The organism is Streptomyces sp. NBC_00433 (assembly GCA_036015235.1).
Taxonomy (GTDB): Bacteria; Actinomycetota; Actinomycetes; order Streptomycetales; family Streptomycetaceae; genus Actinacidiphila.
The window spans coordinates 1,157,721-1,174,671 of the sequence record CP107926.1 but is presented as its reverse complement, the minus strand read 5'-3'; the positions used below and the strand labels follow the sequence as shown (position 1 = coordinate 1,174,671).

The following is a 16,951-nucleotide window of genomic DNA, read 5'->3' as shown; positions in this document are numbered from 1 at the left end:
GATGGTCGACGTCACCGGCGAGGTACGGCCGCTCTACCGCCCGGTGCTCGCCGCGCTGGACCGCGCCGGCGTCCCCGGCCTGCAACGCGCGGCCCGCGACCTGCGCAAGCGCCAGGAAGCACTCGGCGTGCGCTTCCGCGCCGACCACGACGACACGCACCGCGTCTTCCCCTACGACACCGTGCCCCGGCTCATCGAGGCCCGCGACTGGAAGGCGCTGCGAGCCGGGCTCGGCCAGCGGGTCCGCGCCCTTGAGGCCTTCCTGCACGACGCCTACGGCGAACAGGCCGTCCTGCGCGACGAGGTGGTCGCGCCGCGCTTCCTGCCGGAAAGGCAGGTGGAGGGCGCGGCCGGCATTCCCGGGCGGCCCGGCACCGTCCGCGTCAACATCGCGGGCATCGACCTGGTGCGCGACGCGGCCCACGGCTGGCTGGTCCTGGAGGACAACCTCCGGGTGCCGTCCGGTATCGCCTACGCGCACGCGGCGCGGCGGCTGGGGCCTGTCGTCCCCGGGCCGCACGTGCTCGGCGTCGACGACGTCCCCGCCACCCTGGCCCGCGTGCTGCGCTCGGCGGCGCCGGTGCCCGAACCGCGGCTGATGCTGCTCAGCGACGGCCCCGAGAACTCCGCCTGGTACGAACACCGCACCCTCGCCGAGGAGATGGGCTGCGCGCTGCACACCACCGGCGACCTCGTGGTCCGCGAGGGCCGGGTGCACGCCGTGCGCGGCAGCCGTACCGGACCCGACGGGGCCTCCTACGACGACCTGCCCTTCGACGTCGTCTACCGGCGGATCGACGAGGACGACCTGGCCAAGGCCGACGGGGCCGACGGCGCACCCCTGTGGCCGGCCCTGCTCGCGGCGGCGCGGGCCGGGCGGGTCACCTTCGCCAACGCCGTGGGCAACGGCATCGCCGACGACAAGGCGCTCTACGCCATGGTGCCGCGGCTGATCCGCTACTACCTGGCCGAGGAACCGCTGCTCCGCCAGGTGCCGACGCTGCTGCCGGGCGAGCCCGGCGTCCTGGACGAGGTCCTGGACCGGCTCGCCGACCTGGTCGTCAAACCGGTGGGCGGCCAGGGCGGCGCCGGGGTCGTCATAGGACCGCACGCCTCGCCCGAGGAACTCGCCCGGCTGCGCGCGGAATTGCTGGTCTCCCCGCACGCGTGGGTGGCGCAGGACGTCGTGCAGCTGACCAGCCACCCCACCTTCGACGGGGAACGCCTCGAACCGCGGGTCGTGGACCTCCGGGTGTTCGTCTGCGCCGAGCGGGAAGGAGACGGCCTCGGCGCCGTGGGGCTGACCACCACGGTGCTCCCGTCGGCGATGACCCGAGTCGCGGCGGGCGGCTCACTCGTCGTCAACTCCTCGCGGGGCGGCGGCGCCAAGGACACATGGATACTGCGCGGCGCGTCATGAGCCGCCCGGACCGGAGGTACGTATGTGCGGGCTGAGCGGCGAGATCAGATTCGACGGCACCTTCCCCGACCTCGCGGCCGTCGAGCGGATGACCGACCGCCTGGCGGCGCGCGGCCCCGACGGGCGCGGCCTGTGGTCGCACGGCGCCGTGGCGCTCGGCCACCGCCGGCTGAAGATCATCGACCTGTCGGAACGCGGCGACCAGCCGATGACCGACCCGGACGGCGGGCTGACCGTCGTCTTCAACGGCTGCCTGTACAACCACCGCGAACTGCGCGACGAACTGGAGAAGCTGGGACACCGCTTCCACTCCGCCTCCGACACCGAAGTGCTGCTGCACGCCTACCGCCGATGGGGCACGCACTGCGTCGACCGCTTCGCCGGGATGTTCGCCTTCGCCGTCGCGGAACACCACACGGGCCGGGTGGTCCTGGGCCGCGACCGGCTCGGCATCAAACCGCTCTACCTCGCCGCCCGGCCGGGCCGGCTGCGCTTCGCCTCGTCCCTGCCCGCGCTGCTCGCCGCCGGTGACGTCGACACCGCGCTCGACCCGGTCGCGCTCCACCACTACCTCAGCTTCCACTCCGTCGTGCCCGCCCCGCGCACCATCCTGGCGGGGGTGCGGAAACTGCCGCCCGCCACCGTCCGGGTGATCGAGCCCGACGGCACCGAGACCGACCACCTGTACTGGAACCCGCCCTACGCCCGGCTGCCCGAGCACGCGGGCATGGACGCCCAGGACTGGCGGGACGCCGTGCTGGACGCGCTGCGCACCGCGGTGCGCCGCCGTACCGTCGCCGACGTGCCGGTCGGGGTGCTGCTCTCCGGCGGCCTCGACTCCAGCCTGGTGGTGGCGCTGCTGGCCGAGGCCGGCGCGACCGGCCTGTCGACCTTCAGCATCGGATTCGACAGCGAGGGCGGCGAGTCGGGCGACGAATTCACCTGGTCCGACCTCGTCGCCAAGCGCTACTCCACCGACCACCACCGCATCTCGATACCGTCGCGGGAGCTGCCCGGGGCCCTGGACGACGCCGTCCTCGCGATGAGCGAGCCCATGGTCAGCCACGACGTGGTCGCCTTCCACCTGCTGGGCCGGGAGGTCTCCCGCCATGTGAAGGTCGTGCAGAGCGGCCAGGGCGCCGACGAGATCTTCGCCGGCTACGACTGGTACCCGCCGATGGCCGGGATCGCGCGGGACGAGGCCGCCGCCATGTACGGCCGGGTGTTCGTGGACCGACCCCATGGCGAGCTGGCCCGGATGGTGGACGCCGCGGTGCTGCTGCCGGGCGACGCCTCCGGCGACTTCGTGCGCGACCACCTCGCCCGCCCCGGCGCCGACGCGGCGCTGGACGCGGTGCTGCGGCTGGACAGCCAGGTCATGCTGGTGGACGACCCGGTCAAGCGGGTGGACAACATGACGATGGACTGGGGCCTGGAGGCCCGGGTGCCCTTCCTCGACCACGAACTCGTCGAACTGGCCGCGGCCTGCCCGCCCGAGCTGAAGCTCGCCGAAGGCGGCAAGGGCGTACTGAAGGCCGCGGGCCGGACCCTGCTGCCGGTCGAGATCACCGACCGGCCCAAGGGCTACTTCCCCGTACCTGCCATCCGCCACATGGCAGGACCCGTGCTGGAGCGCGTACGCGACGCGCTCGGCGCCCCCGAGGCGCGGGCCCGCGGGATCTTCCGCGACGACTACCTCCGCGAGCTGCTGAGCGCGCCCGAGCAGCACCGCACCACGCTGGGCGCGAACGCGCTGTGGCAGGCGGCGCTGCTGGAGATCTGGCTGCAGGCCCAGGGGGTCACCTGAACGGCACGGCCGCGGTACGTCCCCGCCGGGCCGCGACGCCCGGCGGCCGGGCGGCGGTAGCGTCGCGTGGTGCGCCGGGCGACGCGGCGTACCGACTAGTGGCGTACAGGCCAGTGGGGCGCACCGACCGACGGAGCGCATCGACCAACGGAGTGGAATGAGCACGACCGCGCACACCGGCTCCGCGCCTGCGGACACCTCCCCGCACGGCGGGACCGCCGTACCGCCGCACCGCTGCGGACCGGCGTCGGCCGATCCCACCGGCGGGCTCGCCGCCTTCGTGTGCGACCGGGGAGGCACACCGCAGCTGTGGCTGGCCGCGCACGGCGACGCGGAGCCCCGGCTGCTCGACGACCGCGCCGACCCGGTGACCGACGTGAGCTGGTCGCCCGACGGCCGGTGGATCGCGTACACCTCGTCGCCCGGCGGCGGTGAGCACACCGTGGTGCGCTGCGTACGCCCGGACGGCTCGGGCCACCGCGTCCTGGCCGGCGACGGGTCGCCCGCCGCCGCCTCCTTCGGCTGCTGGACGCCCGACGGCACGGCCCTCGCGGTCACCGAGGCCGTCGCCGCCGGCGGCGACGCGCCCGCTCCCGGGCCCGCGGACGCGCACACCGCCGCGGCCCGGAGCGCGACCGAACAGGGCCTGCTGATCGCCTCGCTGGTCGACCCGGACGGCCGGGCCGCCTCCCGCCGGGTGGCCGCCGAGACCGGGTCCGCCACCCTCAGGGTGTGCGACGTGTCCCGCGACGGCCGCTGGATCCTGCTGCGGCGCGGGCCGCGCGGCCACCGTGAGGCGGTCGTGCTCGACACCGCCGCGGGCCGGGAGACCTGCCTGCTGCCCGCCGCGGACGGCGACCCGCGCGTGGGCCGCTTCTCTCCCGACGCGAGGACCCTGTGGCTGCGCAGCGACGAGGACCGCGAATACGCCGCGCTGCTCGCCGTCGAGCTGGGCGCGGACGGCGCCCCGGAGCGGACCGTCGAGGCCGCCGCCCGGCCCGACGCCGACCTGGAGCTGTTCGCGACCGACCCGGCGGGCCGGCGGGCCGCCCTGGTGTGGAACCGCGGCGGCCGCAGCCTCCTCGGGACCGCCGTGCTGGGGGCGGACGGCACCCTGGGCGCGGTGCGCGAGGTCCGGCTGCCGCACGAGGTCGTCACCCGCGCCGAGCCCGCCGCGACCGGCGGACTGCTGCTGTCCCTGTCCTCGTCGGTCCGGCCGCCCGGCGTGTGGGTCGCCGCCCCCGAAGCCGAGCCGGAGGCAGAGCCGGCTCCCACCGCGTGGACCTGGCACCGCCCGCCGTCGTCGCCCGCCTCCCCGGCTCCGCGACCGCCGCTGCTGCTGGAACTGGCCGCGCGGGACGGCCTGCCGCTGTCGGGCTGGTTCCACCGGGCGCCCGGCGTCCCGGACGCCGGGCCGTGCGTGGTGCATCTGCACGGCGGCCCGGAAAGCCAGGAGCGGCCCGTACTCGACCCGCTGTACCAGGCGCTCCTCGCCCGCGGCCTGCATGTCTTCGCCCCCGACGTCCGCGGCTCCGCGGGCCACGGGCGCGCCTTCCTCGCCGCCGACCTCGGGGCGGGCCGCTTCGCGGCGATCGACGACGTGGCCGACTGCGCCGGCCACCTGGTCGCCGCCGGGCTCGCCGACCCGGACCGGCTGGCCGTGATGGGCCGCTCCTACGGCGGCTACCTGGTGATGTCGGTCCTGGTACGGCACCCCGACCTCTTCCGGGCCGGTGTCGCGGTGAGCGGCATCTCGGACTTCGCCACCTTCTTCTCGGACACCGAGCCGTGGAATGCCGAGTCGGCCGCCGTGAAGTACGGCCACCCCGTGCACGACCACGCGCTGCTCGCGCTGCTGTCGCCGATGACGCACATCGGGGCCCTGCGCGCGCCGCTCCTCGCCGTGCACGGGGCCCTCGACACCAACGTGCCGCCCGGCGAGTCCGAGCGGTTCGTCCGTGCGGCCCGCAGGCTCGGCGCCACCGCGGAGCTGCTGGTCTTCCCCGACGAGGGCCACGACCTGGCCCGCCGCGCCAACCGCGAACGCCTCCACGCCGCCGCGGGGCAGTGGCTGACCCGCTGGACCGCCTGAGGGCGTCGGCGGACGTCAGGTCACAGCCCTGAATACAGCCCGGGGACGAGGGAGAGGAGCGCGGGGACGAGAAGGTAGAGGGTGATGCCGGTCATGGCCCTGCGCGTCCCGACGGGCAGCACGGGGGAGGACCACACCTTCGCGATCTCGGCGTCGCGGTCGGCGGGCGTGCGGTTGCTCTCGTACAGCCCTCGGACGTAGTCCTGCTTGACGCGCAGCGCGAAGTGGTAGCCGATCGACGAGGGATAGACGATGACGAGCATGTCCACCACCATCACCCCCACCACGGTGAACAGCATCCACGGCGCGGCGGGCAGCCAGACCGTGAAGAGGACCAGCAGGCCTGCCATGTGGGAGAGGGCGGAGCCGTAGGTCCACAGCATGAACTGGCGCAGGGTCCGCAGTCCGGAGAAGCCGTCGCTGTCGAAGTTCATGTTCGGGGTCACCCCGAAGCCGAGTGCGGCGGACCGCTTCAGATAGCCGGCGAATATGACGCCTACCGCCAGTTGCTTGGCCAGGAAGTAGAAGGCGTATGTGCCCACCAGGCATAATGCGACGGCCAGTTCGGGGTGGGTGTGCCGGTTGGCCCACCAGCCGGCGTAGACCTCGGAGCGCCAGACCGCATCGGGAAGCGCGGTCGCGTTCCATGACTGCATCAGGCCGTGGCTGTTGATGAAGCCGTACAGCCCGGCCGTGCCGCCCGCCATGGCCACGGCGACAGCCGCGGAGACGTCCCGGCGGCCGAGTGCGGCGAACCACTTGTTGGTCCTGCCGACCAGCCGGTCGAGGTCCCGGACCTGTTGCACAGTCAGGTGCATGGCGCCGCCGTTGCGCTCGTTCATGGAGACGAAGTCGGCGATCGCCCTCACCTGCTGGCAGCAGAAGATCGGCGTGACCAGGACGACCGCGAGCTCGATCAGACCGGCCGGATCCTGGAAAAGGGACAGGCTGACCCTGCTGGGCTCGGCATTGTCGGCCAGGTGGTAATTCAACGCCCACTGCCGGCCCGCTCCGGCCGGAGACACCAGCGCACCGGCGGCGTCGGCCAGCCCCAGCAGTGCGATGGACGCGGCCAGACTGATCAGCAGGAACTTGGTCTTCGCCGTGTACGGCAGGTAGACCACGTGGAGCACCGGGCGCACCACCCGCCGGGCGGGCCGCGGCAGTCCGCGCAGCCGGCGCGCCGCCCGCCGGATCGTGACGGGTGAGGGCGGGCGAAAGACCGCTCCGATCCGCTCCGGCTCCAACGCCTTGAGTTGGTCCATCCCCGCCCCCCGGTGGTGACATCACGTCAGGACCGTTTATAGCCCGCCCGCCCGGGGGCCGCCCAGCCCCACGGCCGGGTTCGGCTTCGGCCCGGCACCCGCGAGGACGGAAGCCACAGGCGAGGGGCCTGACGGCGTGGCCTGGTGGGGCCGTCAGGCCGTGGGGCGGGGCAGGACGGCGAGGGCGGTACGGGCTATGTCCGCCAGCGTCTCCTCGTCCGCTCCGGCCTTGCCCAGTGCTTCGATGCCGCGCAGCACGGCGAGCACCAGCGCGGCCAGCTTCCCGGGGTCCGCGTCCGCGGCGAGGTCGCCGTTGCGCTGGCAGGCGGCGATGTCGTCCTCCAGCAGGGCGCGCAGTTCCTCGATGGCCGCGTGCGCCCGCTCGGCCACCGTCTTGTCGTGTTCGGCCAGCTCGGCGGCGCCCTTCGCCAGCAGGCATCCGCGCTGGGCGGTGTCCGAGGCGGTAGCCGCGGCCACCGCGTGGACGTGGGCGGACAGCCGCGCGTACGCGTTCTTGTCGTCGCCGCGCAGCTGCTGGGCCGTGGCGTCGACGACGGAGCGGCAGTATTCGTCGAACACGCGGTGGAACAGCTCCTGCTTTCCGCCGAACGCGCCGTACAGGCTGCCTTTGCCCAGGCCCGTCGCGGTGGCGATGTCATCCATGCGCGTGGCGGCGTACCCGCCCGCCCAGAAGCGCTCCCGGGCGGTGTCCAGTACCTGCTGCTCGTCGAATTTCCGAGGTCGCGCCATGCCGGGAAGTCTACGCTTTCTTGACTCGCTCGTCCATAATGATTAGCTTTGTGGACGACCTAGTCAAGAACTGAGGAGTGAGCGCGGCATGACGGAAGCACTCGCAGGCAAGGTGGCGGTCGTCACCGGGGCCAACAGCGGCATCGGGCTCGCCATCGCCAGGAGGTTCGCCGCCGAGGGGGCGCAGGTGTTCCTCACCGGACGCCGCCAGGACCCGCTCGACGCGGCCGTGGCCGAGATCGGCCCGGCGGCGACCGGGGTGCGGGCCGACGTGTCGGTGCAGGCGGACCTCGATCACCTCTACTCGGTCGTGCGCGAGAAGGCGGGGCGCATCGACGTGCTCGTCGCCAACGCGGGCAGCGCCATCCCCCAGCGGCTCGGCGACATCACCGAGGACGCCATCGACGCCACCTTCGGCACGAACGTGAAGGGCACGATCTTCACCGTGCAGAAGGCGCTGCCCCTGCTGTCGGACGGCGCCTCGATCGTGGTGACCGGATCGACCAACACCCTCCGCGCCGGACCGGGCCTGGAAATCTACGGCGCGTCGAAGGCGGCACTGCGCAACCTGGTGCGCAGCTGGGCCCTCAGCTCGCAGGAACGCAAGTTCCGGGTGAACGTGCTCAGCCCCGGCCCGACCGAGACCCCGGGCCTGATCGGCGCCCTGGGGCCGGACCTCGGCCCGCTCGCCGCGGAGGTGCCGCTCGGCAGGATCGGCCGCCCGGACGAGATCGCCGCCGTGGCGGTCTTCCTGGCCTCGGACGCCTCCAGCTTCGTCAACGGCGCCGACTGGTTCGTCGACGGAGGCCAGGCCCAGGTCTGACCGCAGGGCGCCCCGACCCCGCTCTGATCGGCTGTCAGGCCGGACCGCCGACTGCCGGGGAGGGTTCGAGCAGGGACGGTGCGCCAGTCGGTGAGGGCAGGGTCGGTCAGGACCGGTCGTCCTCACGTGCGTGGGCGCAGCGGTGACGGCCATGACAGGCCCTGGCCTCAAAGGTCAGGTGTCAGTGCGCGGCCACGGCGGGCGCGCTCTTCTTGCGGGCGCGATATGCGGCGGCCTTGATCTTGTTGCCGCAGGACTCCATGCCGCACCACTGGCGGCGCATGCCGCGGGAACGGTCGATGTAGACGCGCGTGCACTCGGGGTTCCCGCACTCCTTCATCAGCGGTACGTCGTCGCCGCTCAGCAGCTCGACGGCCTGCCGGGCGACGGTCGCCAGCGCCTGCGCGTGAGTGGCCTCGGTGCGCCGCCCGGTCGGGGTGAGCTGCGGCGTCACGGGGACCTCCCGGGCGGCGGCGTTGACCGCGCCGAGCGCCTCCGGGTCGAACCCCTCACCCAGGCGGCGGTCGGTGACGAGCCGGTAGACGGCCTCGCGAAGCGCCGTCGCCTGACGGACGTCGTGCTCCTCGCCCGGTGTGATCGTGTCCACGAGTCCGGACTCCAAGAACCACGCGTCGAGCCGTTCCGGGGTCGCGAACATCTCGAACCGGGTCGAACGCCGGGCCCGCAGCGTGGCCGCGAAGTCGAGGGCCGGGTGCCCGCACACGAAAACATGGTCAAGATTCACATCACCAGTCTGACGGGTGACATTCCGGGGTGCAAGAGACGTCGCCGGTCGAGGTGGTTCCGTGCTCGCGGCGTCCACGGAACCGAGCGGTATCCACACGTGAGGGCCGTTCGGCCGGACGGCCCGCGCACCACGTCGGGCAGGAAGCTGTGGCGGTCGTACGTCCGGATGGCCGCCAGCGCAGGCAGCCTCGTCCCCCTGTGCCTAGCCTCGGCGGCATGAACGGATACGCGGTCGTGTACGAACCGGCCAAGCAGCGGATGGAGTCGGTCGAGGGGGTCGGCCCTGTCCACGCCGCACCGGCCGAGGGCGACCTCGGGCTGCCGGGCCCGGTCACCATGTGCGGGATCAGCACCGACGACTTGGTGAAGCACCAGCAGGACCAGCCGCTGGACTCCTTCGACACCTGGTATCCGTCGGTCGGGGTGCACGAGTTCTGCAGCGAGTGCGATCAGGCGGTGGCCGCCGCTGCCTGACCCCCGCCACCCCGGCAGGCCGGGGGATCACACCGGTTGATGGCCGGTCGGCGGCGGACACCGGCGCTGCTGAACCCGTGGGACTGCGCCAAGCTGTCCGTCGGGGAAGGCCGGCGCCGGCACCCGGTGGTCTCCCTCCCCGCCTCGGCCGACGACGCGGTCGCCCTCAGCCGGCAGGGGTGAAGCGGTCCCAGGCGCGGTGCCGGGACAGCAGCCCGGTGAGGCCTTCGAACACCGCGCTCCCGTCGTCGGCCGTCACCACGCCGGGGGCGTCGGTGGCGATCCCGGCCGCGCCCAGGGCGTCCGTCCCGCCGGCCCACGCCCCCAGCGCCTTGCCGTGGCGGTAGGCCTCGGCGAGCATCAGCAGGATCCGGGGGTCGATGTCCGCCGCCGCGGCCGCGCTGTCGTCCACCTTGGCGTCCCGGGCGCCGGAGGCGTCCGCCCCCGGGGCCGGTGCGCCGGCGATCACGAGCGCGTCGAATTCGATGGACCGGGCGGTGGCGAAGGTGCGCTGCACGGTGAGGGTGTCGTCGCCGGTGCCGGTCTCTCCGCCGGTCGGGGCGATCACCAGGGGGACCATTCCGGCGTCCAGTACGGCCTGGCGGACCTCGCGGACGCCGTCCAGGTCCTGTCCGGCCGCCGTGACGATGCCGACGGTGCGGCCGTCCAGGGGCCAACTGGCGCCCAGTTGCGACAGCGCGGGGCTGGGCTGCGGGTCGGTGAGGGTCACGGTCGCCTCGGGTGCCGGCAGCCCGAGGCCGGTGGCGACCTGCTCGCACAGTTCGGTGGCGATGTTGGCCAGGACGAGCAGCGCGCGCTGCTTGATCGCCGTCTCGTAGCACTTGCCCAGCTCGAAGGTGTAGGCGGCGGTGATGTGCTCGCGCTCGGTCGGGGTCATGCTCAGCCAGAACAGCCGGGCCTGGCTGAAGTGGTCGTCGAAGGACGCCGCCGCCTCCCGGACCTTGCGGCTCGCGGGGACCTCGGCGGGGACTTCGATGTAGGCGCCGGTGTCCGCGCCGGCCAGGAAGGGGCAGCCGCCGTCGAGGGAGTTGGGGCGGTAGGGCGCCACCCCGCGGTGGACGGCGCTCTGGTGCATGCCGTCGCGGAGCATGTCGTTGACCGGGGCGTGCGTGCGGTTGACGGGCAGCTGGCCGAAGTTGGGGCCGCCGAGGCGGCTGATCTGCGTGTCGAGATACGAGAAGAGGCGGCCCTGGAGCAGCGGGTCGTCGGTGACGTCGATGCCGGGGACGAGGTGGCCGGGGTGGAAGGCGACCTGCTCGGTCTCGGCGAAGTAGTTCGACGGGTTGGCGTTCAGCGTCATCAGCCCGATCGGCTGGACGGGTGCGAGCTCCTCGGGCACGATCTTCGTCGGGTCGAGCAGGTCGATGCCCTGGAACATCTGGTCGTCGGTGTCGGGGAAGGTCTGCACACCCAGCTCCCACTGCGGGAAGGCGCCGGCCTCGATGGCGTCCGCGAGGTCGCGCCGGTGGAAGTCCGGGTCCATGCCGCTGGTGAGCTGGGCCTCCTCCCAGACCAGGGAGTGCACGCCGAGCTTCGGCTTCCAGTGGAATTTCACCAGCGTGGTGGCGCCTTCCGCGGTGACCAGCCGGAAGGTGTGGATGCCGAAGCCCTCCATCATCCGGAACGAGCGGGGGATGGCGCGGTCGGACATGTTCCACAGCGTGTGGGCGGTGGCCTCGGTGTGCAGGGTGACGAAGTCCCAGAAGGTGTCGTGGGCGCTCTGCGCCTGCGGGATCTCCCGGTCCGGGTGCGGCTTGCCTGCGTGGATGACGTCGGGGAATTTGATCGCGTCCTGGATGAAGAAGACCGGGATGTTGTTGCCGACCAGGTCGAAGACGCCCTCGGAGGTGTAGAACTTCGTCGCGAAGCCCCGGGTGTCCCGCACGGTGTCCGCCGAGCCGCGCGAACCGAGCACGGTGGAGAACCGCACGAAGACCGGTGTCTCCACGTCCTTGCCGAGGAAGGCCGCCCGGCTGATGCGGTCGGCGGCGCCGTAGCCGCGGAAGACGCCGTGGGCGGCGGCGCCGCGGGCGTGCACCACCCGCTCCGGGATCCGCTCGTGGTCGAAGTGGGTGATCTTCTCCCGCAGGTGGTGGTCCTGGAGCAGCACCGGTCCGCGCGGGCCCGCCTTCAGCGAGTGGTCGGTGTCGTGGAGCCGCGCACCCTGCGCGGTGGTGAGCCGGTCGCCGCCCTGCGCGACCTTCTTCTGCGGGGTCTTGGTCGGCTGCCCGGTCGGGCTGTACGTCTCCGGGCCGCGCTGGTCGTGCTTCGGCGGCAGCGGGCCGGACGCCTCCGTCGGCTCGTCCACGGCCGGCGGCACCGGACCGGGTGCCCCTGGGATCTCGTTGCCGGTCCTGACGGCTTCCTGCACCTTGTCGGCGATCTTGTCGGCGGCCGCAGCCACGCGGTTCTTCTTCTCGCTCATCAGGGGTCTTCCGATCGCTTGCTGGAGCTACGCCACCGCGGTGGGCGGCGGCGCCTGGACAATCGCGCCTGCGGTCAGTCCGGTCGGCCGACGTCGCGGGGTTCCAGGGGGCGTACCGCCGGGCCCTGGAGGACCGCGCCGTCCACGTCGAAGCGGGAGCCGTGGCAAGGGCACTCCCAGGTGGTCTCGGCGGCGTTGAAGGCGACCAGGCAGCCGAGGTGGGAGCACCGGGCGGAGACGGCGTGGACGGCGCCGTCCTGGTCGCGGTAGACGGCGCACCGGCTGCCGTCGACGCGGACGACCGCCCCGGTGCCGGGGGCGACGTCGGCGACGGAGTCGGTGTGTGTGGAGCGCAGCCGGTCGCCGACGAAGTGCCGCGCCACGTCGGCCTGCCGGCGCAGCAGGGCGGGTGCCTCCTTGAGGACCGGTGCGATCCGGCGGGGGTCGTAGAGGTCGGCCCAGTCGGGGCGGCGCCCGTTGACCAGTTCGCTGAGCAGCCGCCCGGACATGACGCCGCCGCTCATGCCCCAGCCGCCGAATCCGGTGGCGACGTACGTGTGCCGCGCTCCGGCGTGCAGCGGTCCGACCAGGGCGACGGTGTCCGTGGGATCGAGGTCCTGTGCCGCCCACCGGTAGGCGGTCGGAGCCGCCGGGAACCGCTCGTGCATCCAGGAGTCCAGCCGCCGGAAGCGCTCCCCGACGTGGCCGCCGGCGCCGGGTGTGAAGCTCTCCCCGGTGACGATGAGCAGCCGCCGTCCGTCGGCGAGCGGGGCCGTGCGTACGGAGCGCTTGCCTTCGTCCTCCGTGATGTACATCCCCTGCGGCGCGGCGTCGGCCTCCAGCGGGGCGGCGACGACGAGTTCGCGGCGCGGGGAGAGCCGGGCGAAGAGCAGGGCGCGGTCGAAGACCGGGAAGTGGGTGGCCACCACGACCTTCCCGGCGGTCAGGGTGGCGCCGGACTCCGTGGTGAGGCGGCAGGGCTCGCCCTCGGTGAGCCCGGTGATCCGCGTCCGCTCGTAGATCGTGCCGCCCCTGGTCGTCAGGGCGGCGGCGAGCCCGAGGAGGTAGGCGCGGGGGTGGAACTGCGCTTGCCCGTCGATCCGCACCGCGCCCGCCACCGCGAAGGGGAGGTCGGTCCGCTCGACGTACCGCGCGGCCAGCCCCGCCTGCTCGGCCGCCGCCGCCTCCGCCTTCAGCGCGGGAAGGGCGTCGCCGTCCAGCGTGTAGGCGAAGGCGGGCGCCCTTTCGAAGGAGCAGTCGATCCCGAGGGCCGCCGACAGTTCCTCCACCCGGTCGACGGCCTCCTGCTGCGAGCGCGCGTACAGGCGTGCGGCGTCCGGACCGCGGGTGCGGCGCAGCCGCTCGTAGACCAGGCCGTGCTGGGCGGTCACCTTCGCCGTGGTGTAGCCGCTGACGCCGGCCGCGATCCGGTCCGCCTCGACGACGGCGACGGAGTGCCCCGTCTCGGCCAGCTCCCAGGCGGTGCTCAGGCCCGCGACGCCGCCGCCGACGACCGCGACGTCCACGGTGACGTCGTCGGCCAGGGGGGCGAAGCGGGTGGAGTCCGTGCTGCTCATCCAGTACGACTCGTCGGCGCCGGGCAGTGCGTCGTGGTTCGGCATGACCAGCGCGTTCCCCTTCCTACGGGCGCCACGCGTGGCGCCGGACCGGTTTCATCCGGGTGGCCGACCGCGCGGGATCGCCCTCCTCGAACCGTGCATAATGGGACGTTTCGTCGGGTGAGCAGAGGGGAGCCGCACCGTATCGGCACTTCCGGGAGGCCCCCATGGCGATCCGCCACCAACTGATCAGGCGCCCCCGCGACGACGTGTGGTCGGTGCTCGCCGACCGCGAACTGTACGTGCGGTGGGTGCCGGGTACGTCCGACTCCCGCGTCGGCGAGGGCGACTGGCCCGAGGAGGGCTCCACCCTGCGCTACACGGTGCGGGCCGGACCGTGGTCCCTGCACGGCACGACGGTCGTGCGCGAGCAGCGGCGCCCGGAGCGGCTCGCCCTGGAGATCGACAGCGGGCCGCTGGGCACCGCCAGGGTCGACATCGAGATCCGCCGGTGGGGCGGGGACAGCCTGGTCATCGCGGACGAGCATCCGCTGACCGGGTCCGGCGGCCTGCTGCACAACAGCGCGCTCGACGCCTTGCTGCAGCTGCGCCACCGCCGCATGCTCGCCCGGCTGGCCGCGGTCGTGGAGCGCGGGCCGAAAACGGCCGACGGCCCTCCGGCGGCCCCGGAAGGCCGGGCCGCCGCCTCGCGCCCCCATGGCAGCGGAAAGGAAGGCCATGCCTGACGCTGTCGTCATCGGGGCCGGTCCGAACGGTCTGGTGGCGGCGAACGTACTCGCCGACGCCGGCTGGAGCGTCGAGGTCCTGGAGGCCCAGCCGCTGCCGGGCGGCGCCGCTCGCAGCGACCGCGGCGTGGACCCCGACTTCGTGACCGACGTCTTCAGCGCCTTCTACCCGCTGGCGGCCGTCTCGCCGGTGATGGAGGCGCTGTCCCTGGGGGACGAGGGACTGCGGTGGAGCCACGCGCCGACCGTTCTCGCGCATCCGCTGCCGGACGGCCGGTGCGCGGCGCTGAGCCGCGACGTGCGGGACACGATGCGCAATGCGGAGTCCTTCGGCGCGGGCGACGGGGCCGCCTGGCAGGAGATGCACCGCCTGTGGCAGCGGGTGGGCGACGACCTGCTGCGCTCCCTCTTCACCCCCTTCCCGCCCGTCCGAGGCGGCATGCGACTCGCGGCCCGGCTGCGGCCGGCCGCCGGCCTGGAATTCGCCCGCCTGATGCTGCTTCCCGTGCGGCGGATGGGCGAGGAGTTCTTTGCCGGCCAGGGCGCCCGGCTGCTGCTCGCGGGCAACGCGCTGCACGCCGACCTGGGACCGGAGTCCGCGGGCAGCGGCGCCTTCGGGTGGCTGATGTCGATGCTCGGGCAGTCCGTCGGCTTCCCCGTACCGGTCGGGGGCGCGGGCGCGCTCACCGACGCGCTGGTCAGCCGGCTGCGGCGCCGCGGCGGCACCGTGCGCTGCGGGGAGGACGTACGCTCCGTCGTCGTCCGCTCCGGCCGGGCCGTCGCGGTGCGCACCGCGGCGGGGGAGGAGGTGCCGGCGCGGCGCGCGGTGCTCGCGGCGGTGCCCTTCCCCACCCTCTACCGGCACCTGCTGCAACCGGACGACGTGCCGGACGGCGTACGGCGGCAGCTGCGCCGCTTCCAGTGGGACCTCTCCACCTTCAAGCTGGACTGGGCCCTGGACGGCCCCGTGCCGTGGACGGCCGAGGCCGCCCACGGCGCGGGAACGGTCCACCTCGCCGACAGCGTCGACGATCTGACGCGCTTCTCGGCGCAGATCGCGACCCGGCAGGTGCCGGAGCGGCCGTTCGCCCTCTTCGGGCAGATGACCACGGCGGATTCCACCCGCTCACCGGCCGGCACCGAGTCCGCCTGGGCGTACACCCACGTACCGCAGGTCATCGAGGGCGACGCGGCGGACGCCGGGCTGACCGGCCGGTGGGACGACAGCGAGCAGAGCGTCATGGCCGATCGGATCGAGGCCCAGGTGGAGCGCTACGCACCGGGCTTCCGCGGGCTGATCCGCGAGCGGCGGATCCTGGCGCCCCCGACGCTGCAGGCCCTGGACGCCAACCTCCAGGGCGGGGCGATCAGCGGCGGAACCACCGCGCTCCACCAGCAGCTGGTCTTCCGGCCCGTACCAGGTCTCGGGCGCCCCGAGACGCCGGTGCGCGCGCTCTTCCTCGCATCCGCCTCCGCGAACCCCGGCGGCGGTGTCCACGGCGCCCCCGGCGCCTCCGCCGCCCGAGCGGCACTGCGCCTGCCTGCGGCCAACGCGCTGATGAGCCGTGTGCAGCGGGCCCTGGCCGGAGGCTGAGCACGCGAAGGGGGCGGCGCCCGCCGACCGGCGGGCGCCGCCCCCTTGCCGTCCGCTTACATCGCGCCGGCGAAGGACGGCCGCAGGAGGACCTTCGTCCAGTCGTCGTCGCGGTTGTCGAAGTGGCGGTAACCTTCGGCCGCCTGGTCGAGGGGGAGTTCGTGGGAGACCAGGAACGACGGCTTGGCGACTCCCTTGACGATCAGGTCGCGCAGCCGCCGGTTGTAGCGCAGGACGGGGCATTGGCCGGTGCCCATGTGCTGGCCCTTGGTGAAGAAGGTGCCGTAGTCGAAGCCGATCCGGCCCTGCCTGGCGCCTTCGTCGGAGGCCTCCGGGTCCGACGGCATGTAGACGCCGACGACGCCGATGCCGCCGGTGGTGCGGACGGCCTTGACCAGGCCGTCCAGGACGAGTTCGGGGTGTTCGCGGCCCGCCGGGTCGTGGGCCTGGTAGCCGACCGCCTCGACCCCGCAGTCCGCGCCCCGTCCGTCGGTGGCGTCGAGGATCTGCTCGACCGGGTCGGCCTCGCTGAAGTCCACCGGCACCGCCCCGATCGACTCGGCGAGCGCGAGGCGGTCCGGCTCCTTGTCGACGACGAAGACCTCCGCGGCGCCGCGGATCACGGCGCTGTGCGCCGCCAGCAGGCCGACCGGCCCGGCTCCGTAGACGACGACGCGGTCACCGGGGCGCTGACCGGCCAGCACGGTGCCGTGCCAGCCGGTGGGGAAGATGTCGGAGAGCATCGTGAAGTCGTTCTCGTGGCCGTTGCCCGGGGGCAGTTCGAGCAGGTTGAAGTCGGCGTGGGGGACGCGCAGCAGCTCGGCCTGGCCCCCGTCGTAGGGGCCCATGTTCGCGTAGCCGTAGGCTGCTCCGTCGACGCCCTCGGTGGGGTTGAGCCGCAGGCAGAAGGCGGTCAGGCCGTCGAGGCAGTTGCGGCAGGACCCGCAGGCGATGTTGAACGGCACCGACACCCGGTCGCCGACCCTCACCCGGGTGACCCCGGGGCCGACCTCCGAGACGATGCCCATGTTCTCGTGGCCGAGGATCTTCCCCTGCTCCACGGTGGTGCGGCCTTCGTACATGTGCAGGTCGGATCCGCAGATATTCGTCGTGGTGATCTGTACGACCGCGTCGTTCGGCTGCACGATCCGGGCGTCCGGGACCTCCTTGACGGCGACGTCGAAGGCCCCGTTGTACACGACTGCTCTCATGGTCCGCTCCTCGGTCG

14 protein-coding genes are annotated in these 16,951 nt (G+C 73.5%); 8 read left to right on the top strand and 6 right to left on the bottom strand.

Annotation, left to right across the window (positions count from 1 at the left end):
• Position 1: 1 nt before the first annotated feature.
• The 3 genes from OG900_04550 to OG900_04540 all read left to right on the top strand — a co-directional run bounded on the left by OG900_04550 (position 2) and on the right by OG900_04540 (position 5,319).
• Complete coding sequence (locus OG900_04550) at positions 2-1,420, top strand: circularly permuted type 2 ATP-grasp protein (GenBank protein WUH95608.1); 1,419 nt, start codon at positions 2-4, stop codon at positions 1,418-1,420.
• A gap of 22 nt (positions 1,421-1,442) precedes the next feature.
• Positions 1,443-3,227 (top strand): N-acetylglutaminylglutamine amidotransferase, encoded by a 1,785-nt coding sequence (locus tag OG900_04545; protein WUH89495.1) that lies wholly within the window; start codon positions 1,443-1,445, stop codon positions 3,225-3,227.
• Positions 3,228-3,384: 157 nt separating this feature from the next.
• Positions 3,385-5,319, top strand: coding sequence for an alpha/beta fold hydrolase (locus OG900_04540; GenBank protein WUH89494.1), 1,935 nt, complete (start codon positions 3,385-3,387; stop codon positions 5,317-5,319).
• Positions 5,320-5,339: 20 nt separating this feature from the next.
• On the opposite strand, the gene OG900_04535 is transcribed toward OG900_04540, so the two are convergent.
• A complete protein-coding gene (locus tag OG900_04535; GenBank protein ID WUH89493.1) occupies positions 5,340-6,584 on the bottom strand; it encodes a hypothetical protein in 1,245 nt (414 codons plus the stop codon).
• Between the two features lie 153 nt (positions 6,585-6,737).
• A complete protein-coding gene (locus OG900_04530; GenBank protein WUH89492.1) occupies positions 6,738-7,334 on the bottom strand; it encodes a TetR/AcrR family transcriptional regulator in 597 nt (198 codons plus the stop codon).
• A gap of 88 nt (positions 7,335-7,422) precedes the next feature.
• Here OG900_04530 and OG900_04525 point away from each other — a divergent pair, with 88 nt between their 5' ends.
• Positions 7,423-8,157 carry an SDR family oxidoreductase gene (locus OG900_04525; GenBank protein ID WUH89491.1) on the top strand — a complete coding sequence of 245 codons (735 nt, stop codon included), beginning with the start codon at positions 7,423-7,425 and terminating at the stop codon, positions 8,155-8,157.
• A 181-nt stretch (positions 8,158-8,338) separates the two neighbouring features.
• Here OG900_04525 and OG900_04520 read toward each other — a convergent pair whose 3' ends face one another.
• Positions 8,339-8,902: an ABATE domain-containing protein gene (locus tag OG900_04520; protein ID WUH89490.1), complete on the bottom strand. Its 564-nt coding sequence runs from the start codon at positions 8,900-8,902 to the stop codon at positions 8,339-8,341.
• Positions 8,903-9,120: 218 nt separating this feature from the next.
• Between OG900_04520 and OG900_04515 the strand changes: the two genes are divergently transcribed.
• Both OG900_04515 and OG900_04510 read left to right on the top strand, forming a co-directional pair.
• Positions 9,121-9,378: a hypothetical protein gene (locus OG900_04515; GenBank protein ID WUH89489.1), complete on the top strand. Its 258-nt coding sequence runs from the start codon at positions 9,121-9,123 to the stop codon at positions 9,376-9,378.
• A gap of 39 nt (positions 9,379-9,417) precedes the next feature.
• The gene (locus OG900_04510) at positions 9,418-9,561 is read left to right on the top strand and encodes a hypothetical protein (protein ID WUH89488.1); all 144 of its coding nucleotides are present in this window, start codon (positions 9,418-9,420) and stop codon (positions 9,559-9,561) included.
• On the opposite strand, the gene OG900_04505 is transcribed toward OG900_04510, so the two are convergent.
• Entirely contained in the window at positions 9,545-11,824 is a 2,280-nt protein-coding gene (locus OG900_04505) for a catalase (protein ID WUH89487.1), read from the bottom strand. The genes OG900_04510 and OG900_04505 overlap by 17 nt on opposite strands.
• Positions 11,825-11,898: 74 nt before the next feature.
• The gene (locus tag OG900_04500; protein WUH89486.1) at positions 11,899-13,446 is read right to left on the bottom strand and encodes an FAD-dependent oxidoreductase; all 1,548 of its coding nucleotides are present in this window, start codon (positions 13,444-13,446) and stop codon (positions 11,899-11,901) included.
• A 164-nt stretch (positions 13,447-13,610) separates the two neighbouring features.
• Between OG900_04500 and OG900_04495 the strand changes: the two genes are divergently transcribed.
• Positions 13,611-14,129: an SRPBCC family protein gene (locus OG900_04495; protein ID WUH89485.1), complete on the top strand. Its 519-nt coding sequence runs from the start codon at positions 13,611-13,613 to the stop codon at positions 14,127-14,129.
• Entirely contained in the window at positions 14,122-15,723 is a 1,602-nt protein-coding gene (locus OG900_04490; protein ID WUH89484.1) for an NAD(P)/FAD-dependent oxidoreductase, read from the top strand. Before OG900_04495 ends, OG900_04490 begins: the two co-directional genes overlap by 8 nt.
• Positions 15,724-15,779: 56 nt before the next feature.
• Here OG900_04490 and OG900_04485 read toward each other — a convergent pair whose 3' ends face one another.
• The gene (locus tag OG900_04485) at positions 15,780-16,934 is read right to left on the bottom strand and encodes a glutathione-independent formaldehyde dehydrogenase (GenBank protein WUH89483.1); all 1,155 of its coding nucleotides are present in this window, start codon (positions 16,932-16,934) and stop codon (positions 15,780-15,782) included.
• Between the last annotated feature and the right edge of the window lie 17 nt (positions 16,935-16,951).

What these genes read in the sequence shown, in the direction of transcription:
- OG900_04550 (WUH95608.1), top strand. Translation starts at nt 2, where the DNA reads ATGGTCGACGTCACCGGCGAGGTACGGCCGCTCTACCGCCCGGTGCTC.
- OG900_04545 (WUH89495.1), top strand. Translation starts at nt 1,443, where the DNA reads ATGTGCGGGCTGAGCGGCGAGATCAGATTCGACGGCACCTTCCCCGAC.
- OG900_04540 (WUH89494.1), top strand. Translation starts at nt 3,385, where the DNA reads ATGAGCACGACCGCGCACACCGGCTCCGCGCCTGCGGACACCTCCCCG.
- OG900_04535 (WUH89493.1), bottom strand. Translation starts at nt 6,584, where the DNA reads ATGGACCAACTCAAGGCGTTGGAGCCGGAGCGGATCGGAGCGGTCTTT.
- OG900_04530 (WUH89492.1), bottom strand. Translation starts at nt 7,334, where the DNA reads ATGGCGCGACCTCGGAAATTCGACGAGCAGCAGGTACTGGACACCGCC.
- OG900_04525 (WUH89491.1), top strand. Translation starts at nt 7,423, where the DNA reads ATGACGGAAGCACTCGCAGGCAAGGTGGCGGTCGTCACCGGGGCCAAC.
- OG900_04515 (WUH89489.1), top strand. Translation starts at nt 9,121, where the DNA reads ATGAACGGATACGCGGTCGTGTACGAACCGGCCAAGCAGCGGATGGAG.
- OG900_04510 (WUH89488.1), top strand. Translation starts at nt 9,418, where the DNA reads ATGGCCGGTCGGCGGCGGACACCGGCGCTGCTGAACCCGTGGGACTGC.
- OG900_04505 (WUH89487.1), bottom strand. Translation starts at nt 11,824, where the DNA reads ATGAGCGAGAAGAAGAACCGCGTGGCTGCGGCCGCCGACAAGATCGCC.
- OG900_04500 (WUH89486.1), bottom strand. Translation starts at nt 13,446, where the DNA reads ATGCCGAACCACGACGCACTGCCCGGCGCCGACGAGTCGTACTGGATG.
- OG900_04495 (WUH89485.1), top strand. Translation starts at nt 13,611, where the DNA reads ATGGCGATCCGCCACCAACTGATCAGGCGCCCCCGCGACGACGTGTGG.
- OG900_04490 (WUH89484.1), top strand. Translation starts at nt 14,122, where the DNA reads ATGCCTGACGCTGTCGTCATCGGGGCCGGTCCGAACGGTCTGGTGGCG.
- OG900_04485 (WUH89483.1), bottom strand. Translation starts at nt 16,934, where the DNA reads ATGAGAGCAGTCGTGTACAACGGGGCCTTCGACGTCGCCGTCAAGGAG.